At 42.1% G+C, this 19,793-nt stretch carries 17 protein-coding genes; all 17 read right to left on the bottom strand.

Annotation, left to right across the window (positions count from 1 at the left end; translation table 11 throughout):
• Nucleotides 1-84 precede the first annotated feature (84 nt).
• A complete protein-coding gene (gene gyrB, locus ABI367_RS01685; RefSeq protein ID WP_462227131.1) occupies nt 85-2,043 on the bottom strand; it encodes a DNA topoisomerase (ATP-hydrolyzing) subunit B in 1,959 nt (652 codons plus the stop codon).
• Between the two features lie 379 nt (nt 2,044-2,422).
• Complete coding sequence (locus ABI367_RS01680) at nt 2,423-3,730, bottom strand: ammonium transporter (RefSeq protein WP_462227130.1); 1,308 nt, start codon at nt 3,728-3,730, stop codon at nt 2,423-2,425.
• A gap of 110 nt (nt 3,731-3,840) precedes the next feature.
• Nucleotides 3,841-5,340, bottom strand: a complete 1,500-nt coding sequence (locus ABI367_RS01675) for an NADH-quinone oxidoreductase subunit N (protein ID WP_462227129.1) — start codon at nt 5,338-5,340, stop codon at nt 3,841-3,843.
• Nucleotides 5,341-6,942, bottom strand: coding sequence for a complex I subunit 4 family protein (locus ABI367_RS01670; protein ID WP_462227128.1), 1,602 nt, complete (start codon nt 6,940-6,942; stop codon nt 5,341-5,343).
• A 93-nt stretch (nt 6,943-7,035) separates the two neighbouring features.
• Nucleotides 7,036-9,099: an NADH-quinone oxidoreductase subunit 5 family protein gene (locus tag ABI367_RS01665; RefSeq protein WP_462227127.1), complete on the bottom strand. Its 2,064-nt coding sequence runs from the start codon at nt 9,097-9,099 to the stop codon at nt 7,036-7,038.
• Between the two features lie 136 nt (nt 9,100-9,235).
• On the bottom strand, nt 9,236-9,541 hold the full coding sequence (gene nuoK / locus ABI367_RS01660; RefSeq protein WP_462227126.1) for an NADH-quinone oxidoreductase subunit NuoK: 306 nt from the start codon (nt 9,539-9,541) through the stop codon (nt 9,236-9,238).
• Nucleotides 9,538-10,086, bottom strand: coding sequence for an NADH-quinone oxidoreductase subunit J family protein (locus ABI367_RS01655; protein WP_462227125.1), 549 nt, complete (start codon nt 10,084-10,086; stop codon nt 9,538-9,540). Before ABI367_RS01655 ends, nuoK begins: the two co-directional genes overlap by 4 nt.
• Nucleotides 10,083-10,640, bottom strand: coding sequence for a 4Fe-4S dicluster domain-containing protein (locus ABI367_RS01650; protein ID WP_462227124.1), 558 nt, complete (start codon nt 10,638-10,640; stop codon nt 10,083-10,085). The genes ABI367_RS01655 and ABI367_RS01650 overlap by 4 nt, the downstream gene beginning before the upstream one ends.
• A 124-nt stretch (nt 10,641-10,764) precedes the next feature.
• Nucleotides 10,765-11,835, bottom strand: a complete 1,071-nt coding sequence (gene nuoH, locus ABI367_RS01645) for an NADH-quinone oxidoreductase subunit NuoH (RefSeq protein ID WP_462227123.1) — start codon at nt 11,833-11,835, stop codon at nt 10,765-10,767.
• Nucleotides 11,836-11,925: 90 nt separating this feature from the next.
• On the bottom strand, nt 11,926-12,765 hold the full coding sequence (gene murI / locus ABI367_RS01640) for a glutamate racemase (protein ID WP_462227122.1): 840 nt from the start codon (nt 12,763-12,765) through the stop codon (nt 11,926-11,928).
• 66 nt (nt 12,766-12,831) lie between these two features.
• On the bottom strand, nt 12,832-13,344 hold the full coding sequence (locus tag ABI367_RS01635) for an OmpH/Skp family outer membrane protein (RefSeq protein ID WP_462227121.1): 513 nt from the start codon (nt 13,342-13,344) through the stop codon (nt 12,832-12,834).
• A gap of 53 nt (nt 13,345-13,397) precedes the next feature.
• Nucleotides 13,398-13,928, bottom strand: coding sequence for an OmpH/Skp family outer membrane protein (locus ABI367_RS01630; protein ID WP_462227120.1), 531 nt, complete (start codon nt 13,926-13,928; stop codon nt 13,398-13,400).
• Between the two features lie 14 nt (nt 13,929-13,942).
• Nucleotides 13,943-16,486, bottom strand: a complete 2,544-nt coding sequence (gene bamA / locus ABI367_RS01625) for an outer membrane protein assembly factor BamA (RefSeq protein ID WP_462227119.1) — start codon at nt 16,484-16,486, stop codon at nt 13,943-13,945.
• Between the two features lie 63 nt (nt 16,487-16,549).
• The gene (locus ABI367_RS01620) at nt 16,550-17,290 is read right to left on the bottom strand and encodes an isoprenyl transferase (RefSeq protein WP_462227118.1); all 741 of its coding nucleotides are present in this window, start codon (nt 17,288-17,290) and stop codon (nt 16,550-16,552) included.
• A 182-nt stretch (nt 17,291-17,472) separates the two neighbouring features.
• On the bottom strand, nt 17,473-18,249 hold the full coding sequence (gene porG, locus ABI367_RS01615; protein WP_462227117.1) for a type IX secretion system protein PorG: 777 nt from the start codon (nt 18,247-18,249) through the stop codon (nt 17,473-17,475).
• A gap of 8 nt (nt 18,250-18,257) precedes the next feature.
• Nucleotides 18,258-19,139, bottom strand: coding sequence for an NAD kinase (locus tag ABI367_RS01610; RefSeq protein WP_462227116.1), 882 nt, complete (start codon nt 19,137-19,139; stop codon nt 18,258-18,260).
• A gap of 87 nt (nt 19,140-19,226) precedes the next feature.
• Nucleotides 19,227-19,793, bottom strand: a 567-nt coding sequence (locus ABI367_RS01605; protein WP_462227115.1) for a CBS domain-containing protein, incomplete at its 5' end; no start/stop codon positions are given.

Here is a 19,793-nt window from a genome sequence, read left to right as displayed (position 1 = left end):
ACACCTGACAAACAAAAAACGCCTCTTATAGAGGCGTTTTAAATAATTATAAATCCGAAATCGAAAATCCGAAATCCGAAATTACTAGGTATCTATCTTCGCGTATTTGGCATTTTTCTCAATAAATGCGCGGCGCGGGGCAACTTCATCACCCATTAACATACTAAAGGTATGGTCGCACTCGGCGGCATTTTCAATACTAGCCTTTTTAAGGGTGCGTGTTGCCGGGTTCATGGTAGTTTCCCATAACTGCTCGGCGTTCATCTCGCCCAAACCTTTGTAACGTTGTACGTGTACGCTATCTTCTTTACCGGCGCCTTTTAGTTTTTGTATAGCTACGTCGCGTTGAGCTTCTGTCCAGCAGTATTCAAACTCCTTACCTTTTTTAACCTGGTATAACGGCGGCGATGCGATATAAACATATCCTGCCTCAATCAACTCTTTCATATAACGGAAGAAGAAAGTTAATATCAGCGTAGTAATGTGCGATCCATCCACGTCAGCATCCGTCATGATGATAATTTTATGGTAACGCAGTTTAGCAATATTTAAGGCCTTGTCATCATCCGGTGTACCGCGGCTAACGCCCAGGCCGGTAAACATGTTTTTTATCTCCTCGTTCTCATATATCTTATGCTCCATGGCTTTCTCTACGTTAAGTATCTTACCTCTTAACGGCAAAATTGCCTGGTACTCGCGGTTGCGGCCCTGTTTGGCAGTACCACCCGCCGAGTCACCTTCCACTAAATATATTTCGCATAATGCAGGGTCGCTGTTAGCGCAATCGGCCAGTTTGCCGGGTAAACCCGAGCCACCCATTACACTTTTACGCTGCACCATTTCGCGTGCTTTACGGGCTGCGGCACGGGCTGTAGCGGCCAGTATAACCTTGTTTACTATCATTTTGGCTTCCTTAGGGTGTTCTTCCAGGTAATTACCTAAAATTTCGCCTACGGCCATATCTACGGCGCCCATTACCTCGTTGTTACCCAACTTACCCTTGGTTTGGCCTTCAAACTGCGGCTCCTGCACTTTTACCGAAATTATGGCGGTCAACCCCTCGCGGAAGTCATCACCGGTAATTTCAATTTTCATGTTTTTAAGCAGCCCCTCTTTATCAGCATAGCTTTTTAGGGTACGGGTTAGCCCCCTACGGAAACCGGCAACGTGCGTACCGCCTTCAATAGTGTTAATATTATTTACATACGAGTATACGTTCTCGCTATAGGTATCATTATACTGCAATGCCAGTTCAACCGGTATGCCTTGTTTTATACCATCCAAATAAATTGGCTCAGGTATTATAGATGTGCGTGTACCATCCAGGTACTTAACAAACTCGCTTAAGCCGCCTGTCGAGTAAAACTCTTCTGATAAGAAACTTCCGTCGTCATTTTGCTCCCGCTCATCGGTAAGGGTTAAACGTATGCCTTTATTTAAGTAAGCCAGTTCGCGCAAACGACCGGCCAGTGTTTCAAATTTATATTCGGTAGTTAAGGTAAATATCTCCGGGTCGGGCTGAAAAGTTTGGGTTGTACCTGTGCGGTCTGATACGCCAATTTCTTTTACCTCAAATAAAGGTTTGCCTTGCGCATACTCCTGGGTAAATATTTTACCATCGCGCTCAACCACGGTTTTCATGTGTGTTGAAAGCGCGTTTACGCAACTTACACCCACACCATGCAAACCACCGGATACTTTGTAGGTATCTTTATCAAACTTACCACCGGCGTGCAATACCGTCATTACAATTTGCAGTGCCGATACTTGCTCTTTAGTAGTAATGCCCGTTGGTATACCTCGGCCATTATCAACAACAGTAATCGAGTTACCTTTATGTATAGTAACATTTATGGTATCGCAATATCCGGCAAGTGCCTCATCTATCGAGTTATCAACCACTTCATACACCAGGTGGTGCAAGCCTTTTGCGCCAGTATCGCCAATATACATCGAAGGGCGCTTGCGCACCGCTTCTAACCCTTCTAAAACCTGTATATTATCTGCCGAGTAATTTGATTTGTCCTGATTTTCTTCGCTCATATTTGGTTTAAAAAACAACCTGCGAAAATACACATTATACCTGTGATATTTGCCGGATTGTGGATAAATATGATGCTTTAGAATAACTTTAAAAAAAGGGCAAATAGTGCGACATTTACTCACCCCCGACTACGCTCAGACGCTCGTCGACCCTCTCTTAGCCTATGGCGGAAAGAGGGTGAACGACAAGTAAAATCCGGGTATGTTTTATGTCAACCCTGCAATTTTATAAATAATTGATTATTAAGTATTTAACCTATTTTTTCTTTAATTATGTAAAGCTATGTAAACCGTTTTACCAAAAAAAATCGCTAAAAAAATAAAAAAGGTCCGGTTATAAAGCCGGACCCTCGAGGTTATTAATTGGGAAAGTATCTTATTATAATTTTTCGCCATGCTGGCTAATGTCAAGACCAATTACTTCGTCTTCTTTTGAAACGCGCAGCGGCGATATCATATCCGTAATTTTTAATAGCAGCAACGAACCAAAAAAAGCATAAATGGATACTACTATCATGGCAAAAAGCTGTACTAAAAACAGGTGGGTCTCGCCAAAAAACAAACCGTTGCCTGTTGTGTTGGCCGGGTTTACATTTACGTTAGCAAATACGCCGGTAAGCAGCATACCTACCATACCGCCTACACCATGGCAGGGAAAAACATCCAATGTATCGTCAATCGATGTGCGGGTGCGCCACTCAACCACCAGGTTACTCACTACCGCTGATATAATACCTATTGCCAACGAATGCGGAACAGATACATAACCCGCTGCCGGGGTAATAGCTACCAAACCAACAACCGCACCAATACAGGTGCCCATGGCCGATGGCTTTTTGCCACGCAGCATATCAAAAAATATCCAGGTTAAACCTGCTGCTGCCGATGCTGTTGTACTGGTGGCCAGTGCCGTAACCGCTAAATGGTTAGCACCAAATGCCGAACCCGCGTTAAAGCCAAACCAACCAAACCACAATAAGCCCGTACCTATTAAAACATAAGTAATACGCGCGGGCGCATGGCTGGGCTCGTTTCTTTTCTTTAAATATAAGGCCGACGCCAATGCCGCCCACCCGGCCGACATATGTACTACGGTACCGCCTGCAAAGTCTAACACGCCCATTTTACTTAACAAACCATCAGGGTGCCAGGTGCAGTGCGCCAGCGGTGAGAATATAAATATAGAGAACAGACATAAAAATATGATGTACGAATTAAAGCGAATACGCTCGGCAAAAGCGCCGGTTATCAACGCGGGGGTTATAATAGCAAACTTTAGCTGGTACATGGCAAACAGCAATAACGGAATGGTTGGTGCCAGTTTCCAGGTATTGTTGCCTAACATGCCCTTCATCATAAAATAAGTTGAGGGGTTACCTATTACGCCACCTATACTATCGCCAAAGGCAAGGCTAAAGCCAAATATGCCCCACATTACAGTAATAATAACCATACAGATAACGCTTTGCAGCATGGTGGATATAACGTTCTTTTTGTTAACCATACCGCCGTAAAAAAACGCCAGACCGGGTGTCATGATCAGTACCAGCGCGGTTGACATGAGCATCCAGGCGATGTCGCCGGTATTGTAGTTTGATTTTGCTGATTTATCAAAATCAACAGATGGGAAAATAAAGGTTAAAAGGAGAATTAATACGATTATAGAAAATGGAAAATAACGCTTCATAAAATTAGTCGAATTATTTGAATTAAAAACGGCCTGAAATTATGATTAATATCATATATAAATGAAATAAATGTTAATTATTTATGAAAAAGTGGATAAAAAGTGTCTTTTTACAAAAACTGAAGAAGTTTATCAGGGAAAATACCAAGCAAGAGCACAATTAAACAAACAATGATTGCAAAAATGATAATTGTATTTGAATTTGAGATTACAGTAACCGGGTTTTCGCGCTTTTTAAGAAATAAGTACAGCGGTATTTTTATGTAATAGAATAAAGAAACTACGGTGGTTAAGGCCCCGGTTATCATAAATAATAACAGCCACACATCGTGGTTTTGCTGATAAACGCTGTAAACCGACGAAAAAACAAACAACTTACCCGCAAACCCTACAGAAACAGGCAGTCCGGTTAATGAAATCAATATAATAATAAAACAAATTGAAGCCGTGGGATAACTTAAGCCCAGGCCCCTATACCCTTCTATATCTTCCGCATCGGCAACGTTGGCAAAGTAGCTGGCTAACGCCAGCGCGGCTATATTAGCTATGCCATATACCGCAAGGTAAAAAGCAAGTGCGCTTATACCTTGCCCGGTAAAAGTAACTATAGCCATTAAAGCAAAACCTGTATGCCCAATGCTTGAATAGGCCAGCATGCGCTTTACATTGGTTTGCATAACGGCGGCAAAATTTCCGGCTATAAGAGTAATGATACCTATAATGGAGAGGTATAACTTTAAATTCAGGACCGAAAAATCTGCTAAGAATATAAACGGGGTTAAAAAGTTAACCAGCAACCCAAAAGCCGCAATTTTTGGCAGGGTTGAAAGATAAGCTGTAACCGGCGTTGGCGCACCCTGATACACATCGGGCACCCAAAAGTGCATGGGTACCATAGATAGCTTAAACCCAATACCAATAAACATCAATAACAGCGCGAAGGTTAGGGCTAAAGGGTTAATGGCGGAAAGGTTATGCAAGGCCCCTGTATCAAAAATATTTGCCGACCCCATAAAGCCGTAGAACAACGATATACCATACAATAGCATAGCCGATGACGCCCCGCCAAATAATACATATTTTAAACCCGCCTCGGTGCTAAAGCCATTTTCTGACCGGTAGGCCACCATTAAATACGAGCTGATAGATACCACCTCTATAGCCACATAAACCGACAACAGGTTTACAGCCATCACCATTAAATGCAAACCAAATACCGACCCGATAGTAATGGTATACAGGTCAGATAATCCCTTGGGATGGGCCTTTAAACGCTCGTCCCAGGGGAAATATATGAATAAGGCAAATGCCAATACATCAATAATAAATTTAAACACCAGCGAGGTATGGTTTAACAGCAACATATTGCTGAATAAAAGCCTGCCCTCATGTAACACCATAGCCACCTGCTGCAGATCTTTAAAAATAACAATGGCAATACCCATGCAAGCTACCGCGCGGCATAGTTTAGCCGAGTTTTTACCGAAGATGAGATCGGTTAATAAAACCAACATAAAAAATATAGCCAAATATATCTCGGGCATAAAATAGCTTATGTCGCCCAAAATTTGGGTTAGTTGCTGCGGTATATAGGGTAGTAGCTCGTGCATTTATCGCTGTAAAAACTGAACCAGTAACAAAACCGAATCATTTATTTTATCAAATACAAATGATGGCATTACCCCTAAAACCAATACCAGCGTGGCTAAGGGTACAAGGGCAATGATCTCGCGGGGATTCAAATCAGTTAATGCGGTTTTCCATACCTCGCCGCCTTTTAGGGATAACGAGCCAAAAAATACACGCTGTAAGGTCCATAAAAAATAGCAGGCACTAAACAATATACCTACCGCGCCGCAGGCAGCCATCCAGTAAGGTAATAAACCATTAGCCGATGGCGATTTAAATGCCCCGGCTAATGAGAAAGCTTCTGCAATAAATGCCGAGAACCCCGGCAAGCCTAACGACGCGAAAAATGCTATCATTATAAATACTGTGTATTTAGGCATTAAACCGGCAAGACCCCTAAAGTGGTAGATATCTCTATCATGCACTCGGTTATACACCACCCCTACCAGGAAGAACAGCATGGTTGATAAAAACCCGTGGCTCACCATTTGCATTACCGCGCCGCTTATGCCCTCGGCAGTTTGGGAGGCAATGCCTAACAATACAAACCCCATTTGCGATACAGATGAGTATGCGATAACCCGTTTAAGATCGCGCTGGGCCAACGCATTGAAGGCACCATATAATATAGAGATAACGCCCAATAACCCCAGCCAGAAAGCACTGCAGGTAGCTACATCCGGAAATATGCTGATACATACCCTGATGATACCGTAACCGCCAATTTTTAGCAATATACCTGCAAGAATGATAGATACCGGCGTAGGTGCCTCTACGTGCGCATCGGGTAGCCAGGTATGCAACGGCACAACCGGCACCTTAATGGCAAAGGCGATAAATAACACCACGAACCCAATAGTACGGGCAGATACCCCAAAAATGGTTTGATGCGCGAATACTGAGAATATAGAATCGCGGCCATAGTTGGCGGGGTTCATCATTTGCACCATATTAAAGGTGTGGCTATGCGTAACCGGGTCGGTAACCGAAAGGTATAAACCTATCATCACCAGCAACATAAATACCGAACCAAACAGCGTAAATAGGAAAAATTTGATGGCCGCATATTCGCGCCGCACACCGCCCCACATCCCTATTAAAAAGTATAATGGCAGCAGCATCAGCTCGTAAAAAATGTAGAACAGGAAAAAATCGAGCGAGCAAAACACGCCTATAACGGCCATATCCAATATCAGGAACAGCACAAAAAAACCTTTTAAATTACTGGTGATCTCCCACGAGGCCAAGGCTGCTATGACCAGTATTAACGAGGTCATGACCAGCAGGGTTACGGATATGCCGTCGATACCAACAAAATAATCAACCTGCATGTTGCCCATGGTGCCCAGATTAAGGTTTATCCAGGGTATTTTTTGCACAAACTGAAACTGATCCTCGTGCATAATGCCGCCAAACGCCGGGCCGGTTTTAAAGTTGCAGTATATCCACACACTTATAGCTAACTGTACCAGTGTAGCCAGCAGCGTGATATACTTAAAACTACCGCGCATACCCGACGGCAGCAAGGCAATGATAAAGCCAAACAGTATGGGGGTAAATATTAATAGGGTTAGCACATTCATGTTGTGAGTAGTGAGTGGTGAGTGGTGAGTGGTGAGTGCTTACCAATCCTCATTAAATAAATATTTCTATATCTCATATCTAACATCTCCAATCTAAATTAGAATTTTTAAAATAAACAGCGCCAGCACTATGGCCAGCATACTGAATAAATAGTATTGAATTTTGCCGCGTTGAAAGCCGCGCACAAAATTACCAATGCTTTCTACCATAAATGTAAGCAAACGGGTAGCACCATCAATAATGTTATGATCAAACCAGGCGGCTAATTTTGATATAGCAATAACTATCCGCGTGAGCAGATGTATAAAGCCGTCTATCACCTTTAAATCAAAAATGGACGCGCCGCGCGTTAATGCCATAAACGGTTCGACTATAAAACGTAGGTATATTTTATCAATATACCATTGATTGTACGAAAGCCGGAACAGGAAACCTGTTTGCGGAAACGACCAGCTATTACGCTTAAAGTATACACTATAGGCCCAATACATTACAAAAACGCTTAAAATATTTACCCCTATGGGGATAATGGTATGGTATATATTTACCCGGTCGAGGTAATTTGCGGGTGTAAATGCGGTATACAGCCAAGCCTGTTCATATAAAACAGGGTTAAGCGAAAACAACGGGAACAAAGATGCCGCAGCCAAAAAAACAAGCGGTGCTTTATATTGCAATCCCCCATCGCTGATGTGGTATTTTATATTGGGATGGAATTGCTCCAGTTTAAATTTGCCAAAAAACACCTTTACCATTAGCCTTGCCACATAAAAAGCGGTAAGCCAGGTGGTGGCTATGGCACCATAAGGGATGAGTTTAAACCAGATACTTTTGTCATCGCTCCAATCAAACGCCTGTATCAAAATACCATCCTTTGATAAATAGCCCGATGTAAGCGGCAAACCAATCAAAGCCAAACTGCCAATCAGCGCAGCAATAAAGGTTAGCGGCAGTTTTTTACGCAGGCCGCCCATATTGAGTATGTTTTGGGGGTCGATGTCAAGATCGTTATCTTCCTTAATATGCTGCACCTGGTGTATTACAATACCGGCCACTAAAAACAGCAGGCATTTAAAAAACGCGTGCGTTACCAAATGAAATAGCGACGATGCATAGGCACCAATACCCATTGCCATAACCATATAACCCAGTTGCGATATAGTAGAGTAAGCCAAAATACGTTTTAGGTCATTTTGCGTAAGCGCGATGGTAGCAGCCATAAAGGCGGTAAAGCAACCGACAGCAGCCAATATATCCAACTCGACCGATGTAAACATGGGGTAAACCCTACCCAATAAAAATACGCCTGCAGCAACCATAGTAGCCGCGTGAATTAAGGCCGATACGGATGTTGGGCCCTCCATAGCATCGGGCAGCCAGGTATGCAGCGGGAACTGTGCCGACTTTGCCGCCACCCCTAATAATATTCCTCCAAAAGCAATGTATTGCCAAACCGCGGGCATACTGCGTATTGGACCGAGCCAGTTGCCGTCCACAATTTGCGACTGGGTAACAAAGCCCTCGCTGCCAAAAAGCTGCACCATATCAAAAGTGCGGTACTGAGAGAAAAGGATAAGAATGGCTATCAATAAGCCAACATCGCCTATCCGGTTCATAATAAAAGCTTTTTTATTGGCCATTATCGCGTTTTGGCGGGTAAACCAAAAACCTATTAACAGGTATGACGAAAAACCTACCAGCTCCCAAAAAGCATATAGTAGTACCAGGTTATCGGCCACAACCAATGCCAGCATACTAAAGCAAAAAAAGCTGAGATAGGTAAAGTAACGGTTGTACCGTTCGTCATGCTTCATGTAGGCGGTTGAGTATATATGCACCGGCAGTGCAATTACCGATACCAGCAGCAGCATTAAAGCCGACAGGTTGTTTAACAATATACCCGCGTAAATTTTACTGCCGCCAATTACAAACCAGCGTATTTGCCAGTGCACGGGTAAATGGTTCCATACCCCGTTAAATACCATTACCGACAGGATACAGCTAAATAAAATAGCTAAAGTTGATACCCACCCGGTTACCTTACACCATTTTGCAGGCATAAAAAAGTTAACTGCAAAAGCTAGCAGCGGCAACAGCACAGCCGCCAATGCCCGACAAATGGTTAACGAATCCTGGTATGGTAGGTATGTTTCCAAATATTAGTTTTTTAAGCTGTCCTTAAACTGTCATCCTGAGCTTGTCGAAGGATGCGCGTAAGGGCCTGCCCCGCATCCTTCGACAAGCTCAGGATGACAACGCTCTTTTTCTTATCTACTTTAGTTGAGTTCATATTCAATCCCTCAACTTATTAATTTCTCCCGGGTCAATAGTTTTATATTGGCGGTAAACATTTAGTATGATAGCCAGCGCCACAGCAGTTGTTGCCGCTGCCAGCACAATGGCAAACAGGGCAAACACCTGTCCGGTATTGTTTATTTTATCGTACTTACTAAAGGCCACCAGGTTTAAAATGGCTGCGTTCAGCATCAGTTCAATGCCTATTAGTATTTGTATGGCGTTCCGTTTTGATACGATCATATACATACCGATGCAAAACAACGCGGCGCTTACTATTAAAAAATCGGTTAACCCTATCATCCTTTCACCTCCTTACGCGATAAGTGTGCCGCGCCAACCAGCGCTATCATTAACAATACTGATATGGCCTCAAAAGGCAGCAGATAACGTGTCATTAAATTAATACCGATGTTATCGGTAACCAGGTCGTTGGGCTTAATTTCATTGTGAGTTACGATAGACTGCTTTACCCAGTTTAAATTACCTGCATCTATTTTAGTTACCACAACTATCATCACCACAAAAAATAATACCGCTAATATTAGCGCGGGCAGCTTACCTACATTAACCAGTTTACTTTTTTGCTGCTGTAGTATATTCAGCGTTTCCCTGCCCGATAGCATAAACGCAAATAATATTAGCACTAAAATACCGCCTACATATATTACCACCTGGGTTATGGCCACAAAATCGGCCAGGGCCAAAACGTAAAGGCCCGCCAGTGCAAACAACGTTATAAAAAACATAAATATGGAGCGCACCAAATTTTTAGTAGCCGCCACAAACAGTGCCGAACCCACCACAATAAAAGCCATTACATAAAAAAGTATCTGCGTTACGCTCATACCCCACCCTCCTTTTGCTGCATAGCAGCCAATTTGGCGGCCTGCTTTTCGGCTTGCTGTTTTTCTAACAGCGCGCGTTTTTCGGCAGCATCTTCGGGTGCCATATCCGAAAATTCATAAGTAAGATTGCTCAACTCAAATACGGTTTTATCGTACTGATTGGTCATTATAATACACTCGGTAGGGCAAACTATGGTGCATAAGCCGCAGTACATGCACTTGGCCATATCAATATCAAATTGGGCGGCATAAAGCCTCTTGGTAGTACCATCTGATGTTTGACCTATACCTGCCGGATCTGTAGTTTTTATCGACTCGATCGTTATACAATCAACCGGACAAATTTTGGCGCATAGGTCGCAAACTATACAATCATCTATCTCCACATCCAGCTGGTAACGCCCAACCTCGGGTATGGGTAATTTTTGGTGGGGATATTGTATAGTATTGGTTCCTTCTAACTGGTGGAAATAATTATCGGAGCTTATAGGCACAACATCCCGCTTCGCGTTTGACGTGAACAGGTGCCGCAGGGTTAAACCTAACCCTGTCATAGCTGTTGTAAATCCTTTTATTGCCCTCTTGACCACTGACCGCTGATTTTTATTTGATTCTTTTGATACCGTTGATTTTATATTACTTAAACTAATCTCTAATTACAAATCACTAATCACTATACTACATTAGCCATAACCGCCACACGCCCGATATCAGCATACATAAAAATGCCAGCGGGGTTAATACCTTCCAGCAAAGCGCCATTAACTGGTCAACACGCAGACGTGGCAGCGTCCAGCGTATCCACATTTGTACGCCAACCAGGGTAAGGCTTTTGGCGGCTACCCAAAATATGCCCCAAACAGTGCCGGTTGTCCAATTAGCTAAATGTAACGATCCTATATTTGGCAGAGGTGTATTCCATGCCCCTAAAAATAAAATAACGCCTACCATAGATACCAGGAACATCATAGAATATTCTGCCAGGAATATAAACGCGAACCTTAAACCCGAATACTCGGTATGAAAACCTGATACCAGTTCTGACTCCGCTTCGGGAATATCAAACGGTGCGCGGTTACTCTCGGCTAACGAGGCTATAAAATAAATTACGAACGCGATGATGAGGTGCGGTGCCCTGAAAATATTCCACGCTAATATGCCCCCCATATGGCTTACATCATAAAAGCCTAAAAATTTTGTTTTTTCTGCTGACAGGATACCTTGCTGTAGGCCTATGGTTTGCAGGTTAAGGGTTTGCGCTATCATTACAACCGATATAAGCGCAAAGCCAGCCGGTATCTCGTACGAAATGATCTGTGCGGCCGAACGCATAGCACCTAGTATAGAATATTTATTGTTTGATCCCCAGCCCGCCATGAGTATACCCAATGTTTCCATGGATATAATGGCGAAAATATAATATAAACCTAAATTGATTTTTGAAGGGACAAGGCCCGGTGCCCAGGGCAGCGCCGCAAAACCCATATAAACCGCAATAAATATAATTACCGGGGCCATTACAAATAGCATTTTATCGGCAGCGGCGGGGGTTATCAGTTCTTTTTGTACCAGTTTTACAATATCTGCAAAGGTTTGCAGGGTACCAAATTTGCCCGTTTCGGTTGGTCCCAGACGGTCTTGTATAAAGGCGGATAATTTACGCTCGGCATATACGCCAAATAAGGCAAACAGGGCCGAGAAGCTAAAAAGCCCTATGGCAACTATGATATATGTTAGGTAATAATTCAATACGTTTGCTTTGAGTGCAAACTTAATAAATGCTTAACAATTTAAGGCAGGTTAAACCTATTAAAGTTGACCAACTTAGTAGCAATTAATTTAACCGCAACTAAACTCCGTAACCGATACATGCGAGGAAGTAACCGGAGCAGAAAAGAATCTTGAAGCATGACCATCAAACTCAGCCGTATCATCCGTAGTAAAAAATTGTTTGGTGCCTGTTTTGCTTAACTGCTGCTCCATTTTGGGGTGGCGTTGCAGGTAGTCGGCCAGACTATGGGCCACTATGTCGCCCTGGGCTATTACCTTTATATTGGGCGATAAAAGCGCTTTTATTTTATCCTGTATCAACGGGTAATGCGTGCAAGCCAATAATATGGTATCAATATTTACCGATTGCTTCATCAGCTCATACAGGTATAAATTGATAATCGCATCCGCTTCGGGCTTTTCGTAATCGCCACTTTCAATCATAGGTACCCACAGCGGGCATGCCTGCTGGTACACTTTAAGGTCGGGAAAAAACTTTTGTATCTCTATCAGGTATGATTCGGACTGTACGGTACCTGTAGTGCCTAAAACACCAATTTCTTTAGTGGCAGAGTAATTGCCAATAACCTCAGCAGTTGGGCGTATTACGCCTAATACCCGTTTGGTGGGGTCAATGCCCTGCATATCCTTTTGCTGTATGGTGCGCAGCGCCTTTGCTGATGCGGTATTGCAGGCCAGTATAATGAGCTGGCAGTCCATTTTAAACAGCCATTGCACACATTCCCAGGTGTATTGGTGTATGGTATTAAACGAGCGGTTGCCGTAAGGGGCACGACTGCTATCGCCCAGGTATATGTAATCATAGCCCGGCAATTGTTCGGCTATTGAACGAAATACCGTAAGCCCGCCAATACCCGAATCAAAAATACCTATAGGTTTACCTGCCATATTTAACAAAAAATAAAAAAAGCCCCCCGAATAACCGGGGAGCTTTGTAAATGTATTACATTAAAATTATTTTAAAGCTAATTTAAGTTTTACAGCTGCTAATAAGTTATCGGCTTCAGGTGCAACGATAAGGTCTGTAGACGATGTATTAATAACATAAGTGTAGCCTTTTTCTTTTGCTACGGCTGTTATAGCTGCTTTTACCTTGGCAACCAAAGGCTGCATTTGCTCGTCACCTTTAGCTGCAACATCTTGCTGCGCTTTATTTTGCAAGTCTGTAGTTCTTTTTTGAAGATCGCCAAGTTCGCTTTCCGCCACGGTGCGGGCAGCTTCACTCATAGTCGCCCTTTTAGCTTCATAATCTTTAGCTTTATTTTGATATTCTGTACCTAGCTTTTGAATTGCGTCTATATAAGTTTGCTGAAAATTAGTAACAGTAGTTTGGGCTGTTTTATATTCAGGTAACAACGGTATAATCTGATCTACAGCTATATACCCTATCTTCGTTTGTGCTTTGGCAAAGTTGCCCATTAATACTATGCATAGTGCAATTGCAGCAACTTTAAATAAATTTTTCATTCTTCTTTTTTTGTGTTTAAATTAATTATAGTACGATTATATGTATAAATTTTTTATTTAGCAAATACGCCGGGTTTTAATCCTAAACGGGTTATTACTTCGTCGCTTTTATCATAACGCGGGTTGGCAAATAACATGATCACATCGCTGTTTTTATCAAAAATCATGTCCAAATTCTCGCTCTCGGCAACGGCCTGTATAGCTTTAGACACTTTATCCTGAATAGGTTTAATGGTGGCTGTACTGCGTTTGGGTAATTCGCCATCGGGTCCAAACTTTTGTACCTGAAAATCTTTAGCTAATTTCTCTTTTTCAACAATTTCGGCCTCGCGGCGTTTTTTCATGTCCGGGGTCATCAGCGGCTGGTCGGCCTGGTAGGCTTTGTACAGCCGGTCAATTTCCTGGAAACGGGCATCAACCTCTTTTTGCCATTGTTCAGACAACGCCGCCAGTTGTTTTTGTGCCGAAACATACTCGGGCATGTGTTTTAAAATATAGTCGGAGTTTACATAGGCAAACCGCTGCGCAAACGAGGCGGTAAATGCAAATATGGTAAAACAGGTTACTAAAAATATTTTTTTCATGCTTTTATGCAAAATTAATTAAATCCGCCACTGATGCTTTGAGATATGGAGAAACTAACCTGCCCTTTGTTAGCAGACGGGTTTCCGGGTATGGCGTCGAAACCATAACCATAATCTAAACCAAGTAATCCAAAAATAGGTAAAAATATCCGTGCGCCAATACCTGCCGATCGTCTCATGTTAAACGGATTAAACTGGCTAAAAGTATTCCAGGTGTTACCGCCCTCAGCAAAGGCTAATAAAAATATGGTTGCCGATGCACCGGTAATAACCGGGTGGCGCACCTCGAAGGTAATTTTGTTATATATAGGACTGCCCGGGTTATTATTAGCATCATAATTTGAGCCAACCGGCACTATAGAGAAGTTGGTATAACCCCTTAACCCAATGATCTCGCTGCCTTGTAAAAACTGGTAGCTCTGCATACCATCACCACCCACCTTAAAGCGCTCAAACGGCGACGGGCCAACCAACGAGTTGTATTGCCCCAGGAAGCCGAAACGAACTTGCGACATCAATACAAATTTACCCATAAGCCTGGTAAAGTTTTGCGCGTCGAATTTAAATTTATAATATTCTACAAAATGATAGCGCTGCTCCTGTGTAGCTATGCGGTAGTTGATGTTATTGAATGCCGAATATGGCGGTGTTGCCTGTATAGTAAGCTTTATGTTTGAACCCGATGTTGGGAAGATAAGCTGGTCAAGCGAGTTACGGCTAAGCTCCTGCGTTAATTTAATATTGTTTGATGTACCATTGGTAAATAAATAACCGGTAAAATTATCCAGGTTATAATGGTCATAATTCAAAGAATAATTTAACTGGAACAGGTCATCAGGCCATTTTAACTTTTTACCTAATGTTATACCTACACCGTTAATACGTAACTTATTATATAATGGGTTGGTAACATCATAATAATACCCGGTTGAGCTTAACTGTGTATAGGCCGATACTGCAAAATATATAGGCTTTTTACCTCCCAGCCATGGCTCGGAGAAAGTGAACGAGTAATTTTGGTAAGTTTTACCGCTTGACTGGCCCCGTAAACTCAATTTTTGCCCGTCGCCTTTTGGCAATGGTTTATAATCTTTTAAATGGAAAATATTACGCAATGCAAAATTGTTAAAGGTAAGTCCCAACGTACCCACCAGCTGGCCACCACCAAAACCACCCGAAAGCTCAACCTGGTCTGATGGTTTTTCAACTACATTATATAATATATCCACCGTACCATCCTGTGGATTTGGATTTATTTTCGGATCGGTTTTCGTATCATCAAAATTACCTAACTGGCCAATATCGCGGGTACTGCGTATTAATACTGCTTTACTGAATTTTTGGCCGGGTATGGTTTTTATTTCGCGCATTACCACCTTATCATTGGTAATATCATTACCCTTAACGCTTACGCGGCCTATAGTATATTGCGGCCCTTCAAACATTCTTATCTCTAAATCAACGGTGTCATTATGCACACGGGTTTGCACAGGGTCGGCATTAAAAGTTAAATAACCATCATTTAAATATAATGATGATATATCATCAGCAGCCTCGCCTGCCCCTGTTAACCTTTTATTTAATGTCTCCTCGCTAAAAACATCGCCTTTTTTAATTTTTAATATCTGGTTCAGATACAGATCGGGATATTTTGAGTTACCTGACCATTTAATATTACCAAAATAATATTTAGGTCCTTCGTGTATTTTAAATTTAATATCTATTGATTCGCCGTCATGGTTTTTAATGGTATCGCTTATAATTTCGGCATCGCGGTAACCTTTGGCCTGAATATTTTCAACCAGTTTTTGCTTATCCTCATCAAACTTATTGGGCTTAAACTTTTTTGACCCAAATACATTATACCATTTGCGGGTACGTGTTGAACTGCCTAAATATTTTTTTAACCTTTTTGATGATATTTCCTTATTACCTTCAAACGTAATTTGGTTTACCATTACCTTTTCCTTCTTATTAACAATCACATCCAAAATAATACTGTTGGGGTCGCCCGGATCAGGCCTTTGCTTAATGGTAACCGTGGTGTTTAAATATCCTTTATCATTAAAATGCTTTTTAATAATTGCGGTTGTGGTTGATAAAAGGTTATCGTTTACAATTTTATTGGTTTTATCAGTAAGCTTTTTTTGCAGATCGTCCGCCTCGCCTTTGCGTATACCGGTAATGTGCAGGCGCGACAAACGCGGGCGCTCTTGCACGGCTATTTCTAAATAAACCGTATCCAGGTTAATTTTGGTGATGTTAAGCTGCACATCATCAAAAAGCCCTTGCGAAAAAAGATTTTTTATAACATTGGCATTGGCATCGCCGGGCAGGGTAATTTTATCACCTTTGGTTAACTTTGATATAGTAATAAGTGTTTCATTATCCAGATTTTTAGCGCCGCTAACTGCAATTCCTCCTATAATATATTCTTTGGGGTTCAGGTAACTCAAACTATCAGCAGGCAGTGGCCTTGATGACGATGACCGAGGTATCTGGGCCATAGCAACGGTGCTCATCACGGATAAAAGAACAGCAAAAAGAAATTTATTCATTCGGATATTTTAGTGGGCTAAAAATAATTTATACAGTTGTTAAAAAGTGTTAAAAGTAAAAATTTAGTTTACCTGTTCACTTGTCATACCAAAACGACGTTCGCGTTTCTGGTAATCATGTATGGCTTCATACAGGTCTTCCTTTCTGAAATCGGGCCATAATTTAGGTGTAAAATACAACTCGGCATAGGCAATTTGCCAAAGCAGGTAATTACTTATACGATATTCGCCGCTGGTTCTGATCAGTAATTCCGGATCGGGCATATCAGCGGTATATAAATTATTTTCAAACACTTCTTCAGTAATATCATCTATATCTAATTGGCCGCTTTTTACTTTGGCAGCTATGTTTTTTGCAGCATGTACAATCTCACGGCGCGAACTGTAACTTAAAGCCAGCGTAAGCACCAGGCCCGTGTTGGCGGCTGTTGTTTCAATGGCTTTGTTTAACTCTTTAAGGCACTTAGGCGGCAGCATTTCCAAATCGCCAATGGCATTAAGGCGCACATTTTTTTTCATAAAGTTTTGAATTTCTTTATGTATGGTGCTTACCATTAACTCCATTATGGCCATTACTTCCAGCTTAGGGCGGTTCCAATTCTCTGACGAGAAAGTATAAAGAGTAAGATATTTTAAACCCAGATCGCAGGCCCCTTCTACCGCATCGCGCACGCTAAGTACCCCGTTGTGATGGCCGAATATTCTTAATTTGCCTTGTTCTTTTGCCCACCTGCCATTACCATCCATAATAATAGCAATATGATTAGGCAATCTTGACAAATCGATCTGATCTTTATATTCCATTTTATTTCACCTACCTTATCATTGCAACGGCGCTGCAATATAGCTTTTTCCTCGCGGGCCGGTTAACTAAAACCAGTTTTTTCAGCGGACAAAGGTAAAACTTACTTTGTACTTTTTTAGTATATGCGGCTAAAAGAAAGTTTATTGTTAAAATACTACACAAATTACCCCTATTGCATGTGCTAATAATAGCATTTTGCCGATATAAAGGTAAATGAAAGGGTAAGGTTAATAAAAAAATAAGTATCGTGCGGCCTTAAATCGCCGCGTTGTGTACCGGGGAAGCCCGGCGTTAAACCCCTGTCGGCCAATTTAAATGCAATGGAATTTGGACTGCTAAAACTACTTACCGGCGCGTAAAGCCCACTCACATCATCCAGATAATCAGTAAAAGCATAGCGGTACCCAATATCAGCTATAAGGTTCCATGAGTCGGTAAAGTTAAACTTAATGCCCGCGCCATAAATAGCAGCTACGGTACTGGTTTTGTATGGTTGCGCCTGTCCTTCGGTTTTTAATGGTTGTAAGTCATAAGTTTGGCCCTGGTAAGTAGCCTGCGGATTAAAGTGTGTAAGCGCCCCGCCAATAAATAAATAAGGTGTGTACCGATTGGTTGTAACTGATGGTATATATTTCATGAAGTTAACCTCGCCCACCAGGCTTACTTCTTGCAAACTGGTTTTAAAACTTAAGTTGCGGTTTACAAACTGCCTGTTGCCTGACAGGCTGTCGGCACCGGCTATGGTACCCGCGGTTAGGCTTAATCGGGCCGAAAAGTATTCATCAAAATTTCGCTTTAACAATATGCTGCCCGCGCCGCCGCTAACCAGCAAGGGGTTATTGGGGTTAAGGTCGCCCATATATCCTGCTAAACCTGCCGAAGCACCAACCTCCCAAGTTTGTGCGCGCACACCATAAGCTATGGCCATTAAAATAAGGGAGATTAAAAATTTACGCATTAACAAAGTTAATAATTGCGGGCGTCAAGGCCCCACAACAATTTGTTCCTTAACGTTGATAAATAGCTTTCATTGTTTAAACGGATAAGGTTTAAGCCAAATGCAGCCTTTTTTACATGAAAACGCGATTGTTTATTAATAACCGCTGTGCGCGAATCGCACGACAGTAAGTACTTATTGCTGCGGCTCTCTACTTCAAATGACAGTACGCTGCTATCAGGTAAAACAATAGGCCGCACATTTAAATTATGCGGCGATACCGGCGTTAAAACAATACCATTTGACTGCGGAAATATGATGGGCCCGCCGCAGCTTAACGAGTAAGCCGTTGAGCCTGTAGCTGTAGCTATAATAATACCATCTCCCCAATACGAGTTTAAAAACTCGCCGTCTAAAAACACATGCATGGTTATCATTGCCGAGTCGTCGCGTTTATGGATAGTAATATCATTAAGCGCGAAATTACCATCAGGAAAGACATTATGATCCGACTCAATACTTAACAGTGTCCGGGTATCCAGGGTATATTCTTTATTAACTACAGCATGTATGGCCGCGGTTATATCGCTTTTGTTTATACTGGCCAAAAATCCTAATCGCCCAAAGTTTATACCTATTACAGGCACGCCCGAATCGGCTATAACCGTTACCATATCCAGCAGGGTACCGTCGCCCCCGAGGGTTAAAAACAAATCAATAAAGCCTTTTATTTTATCGGTGCTTTGCAGCACTTTGTAGGGAATATTATTAATTTTTCCGGCGATAAATTCGCTGAGCTGGTGATGCACAAAAATTTCAACACCATGCTGCTCCAGCGTATCAAACACCTGCTGTATAAACGGAAGTGTCGCCAGATCATTAAACTGCCTGCCGTAAACTGCTATTTTCATTTGGTTTGGTTCATGGTTGATGGTTCATTGATCATGGTAATTATAATTTATTGACTATGAACAATCAACTATATGCTATGAACTAATTTATACATTCAAATAGTTCATCAATGAATCATATCTATCCATTGAATTATCACTGTCATTATGATTAAAGGTGGCCTTTATATCATACTCATACCGTAAAAAACTGGCTACTATGGCTGATATATCCTGCTTATTAACTTTTAAGGTAACGTCCATCTTTGTTGAATCGGGATAGGTGCTGATGTATGAGCTTAATATCTGCGCATTGTCTGACTCCACTATCTGCGCCATGTGTGCCAGCGAATTGTTACGGCTGTTTATCTCCAATACAATTATACCACCCGGTTGCGCTACCGATGTAAGCCTTGCAAAATAGCCATTCATGGCATTGATAGATATCATGCCCAGGTAGTTCCTTTTATTATCAAGCACCGGCACAATGGTTAGCTGCTGCTCATAAAACAGGCGTATAACATCATAAATATGTTGGTCTTCCAGCACATAAGGGTTTACCAGCGAAAGTGCCAGGGTGCCAATTTGCACGTCGTGGTCCGGCTCGGCAATTGCATCCGGCTCGGCAAGCAGGCCCAAAAACTGGTCCTCATTAACAATGGGCAAATGCCTGAC

The organism is Mucilaginibacter sp., assembly GCF_039935595.1.
Classification (GTDB): Bacteria; Bacteroidota; Bacteroidia; order Sphingobacteriales; family Sphingobacteriaceae; genus Mucilaginibacter.
The sequence above is the reverse complement of the archived record's forward strand: the minus strand, read 5'-3'. Positions and strand labels throughout refer to the sequence as shown.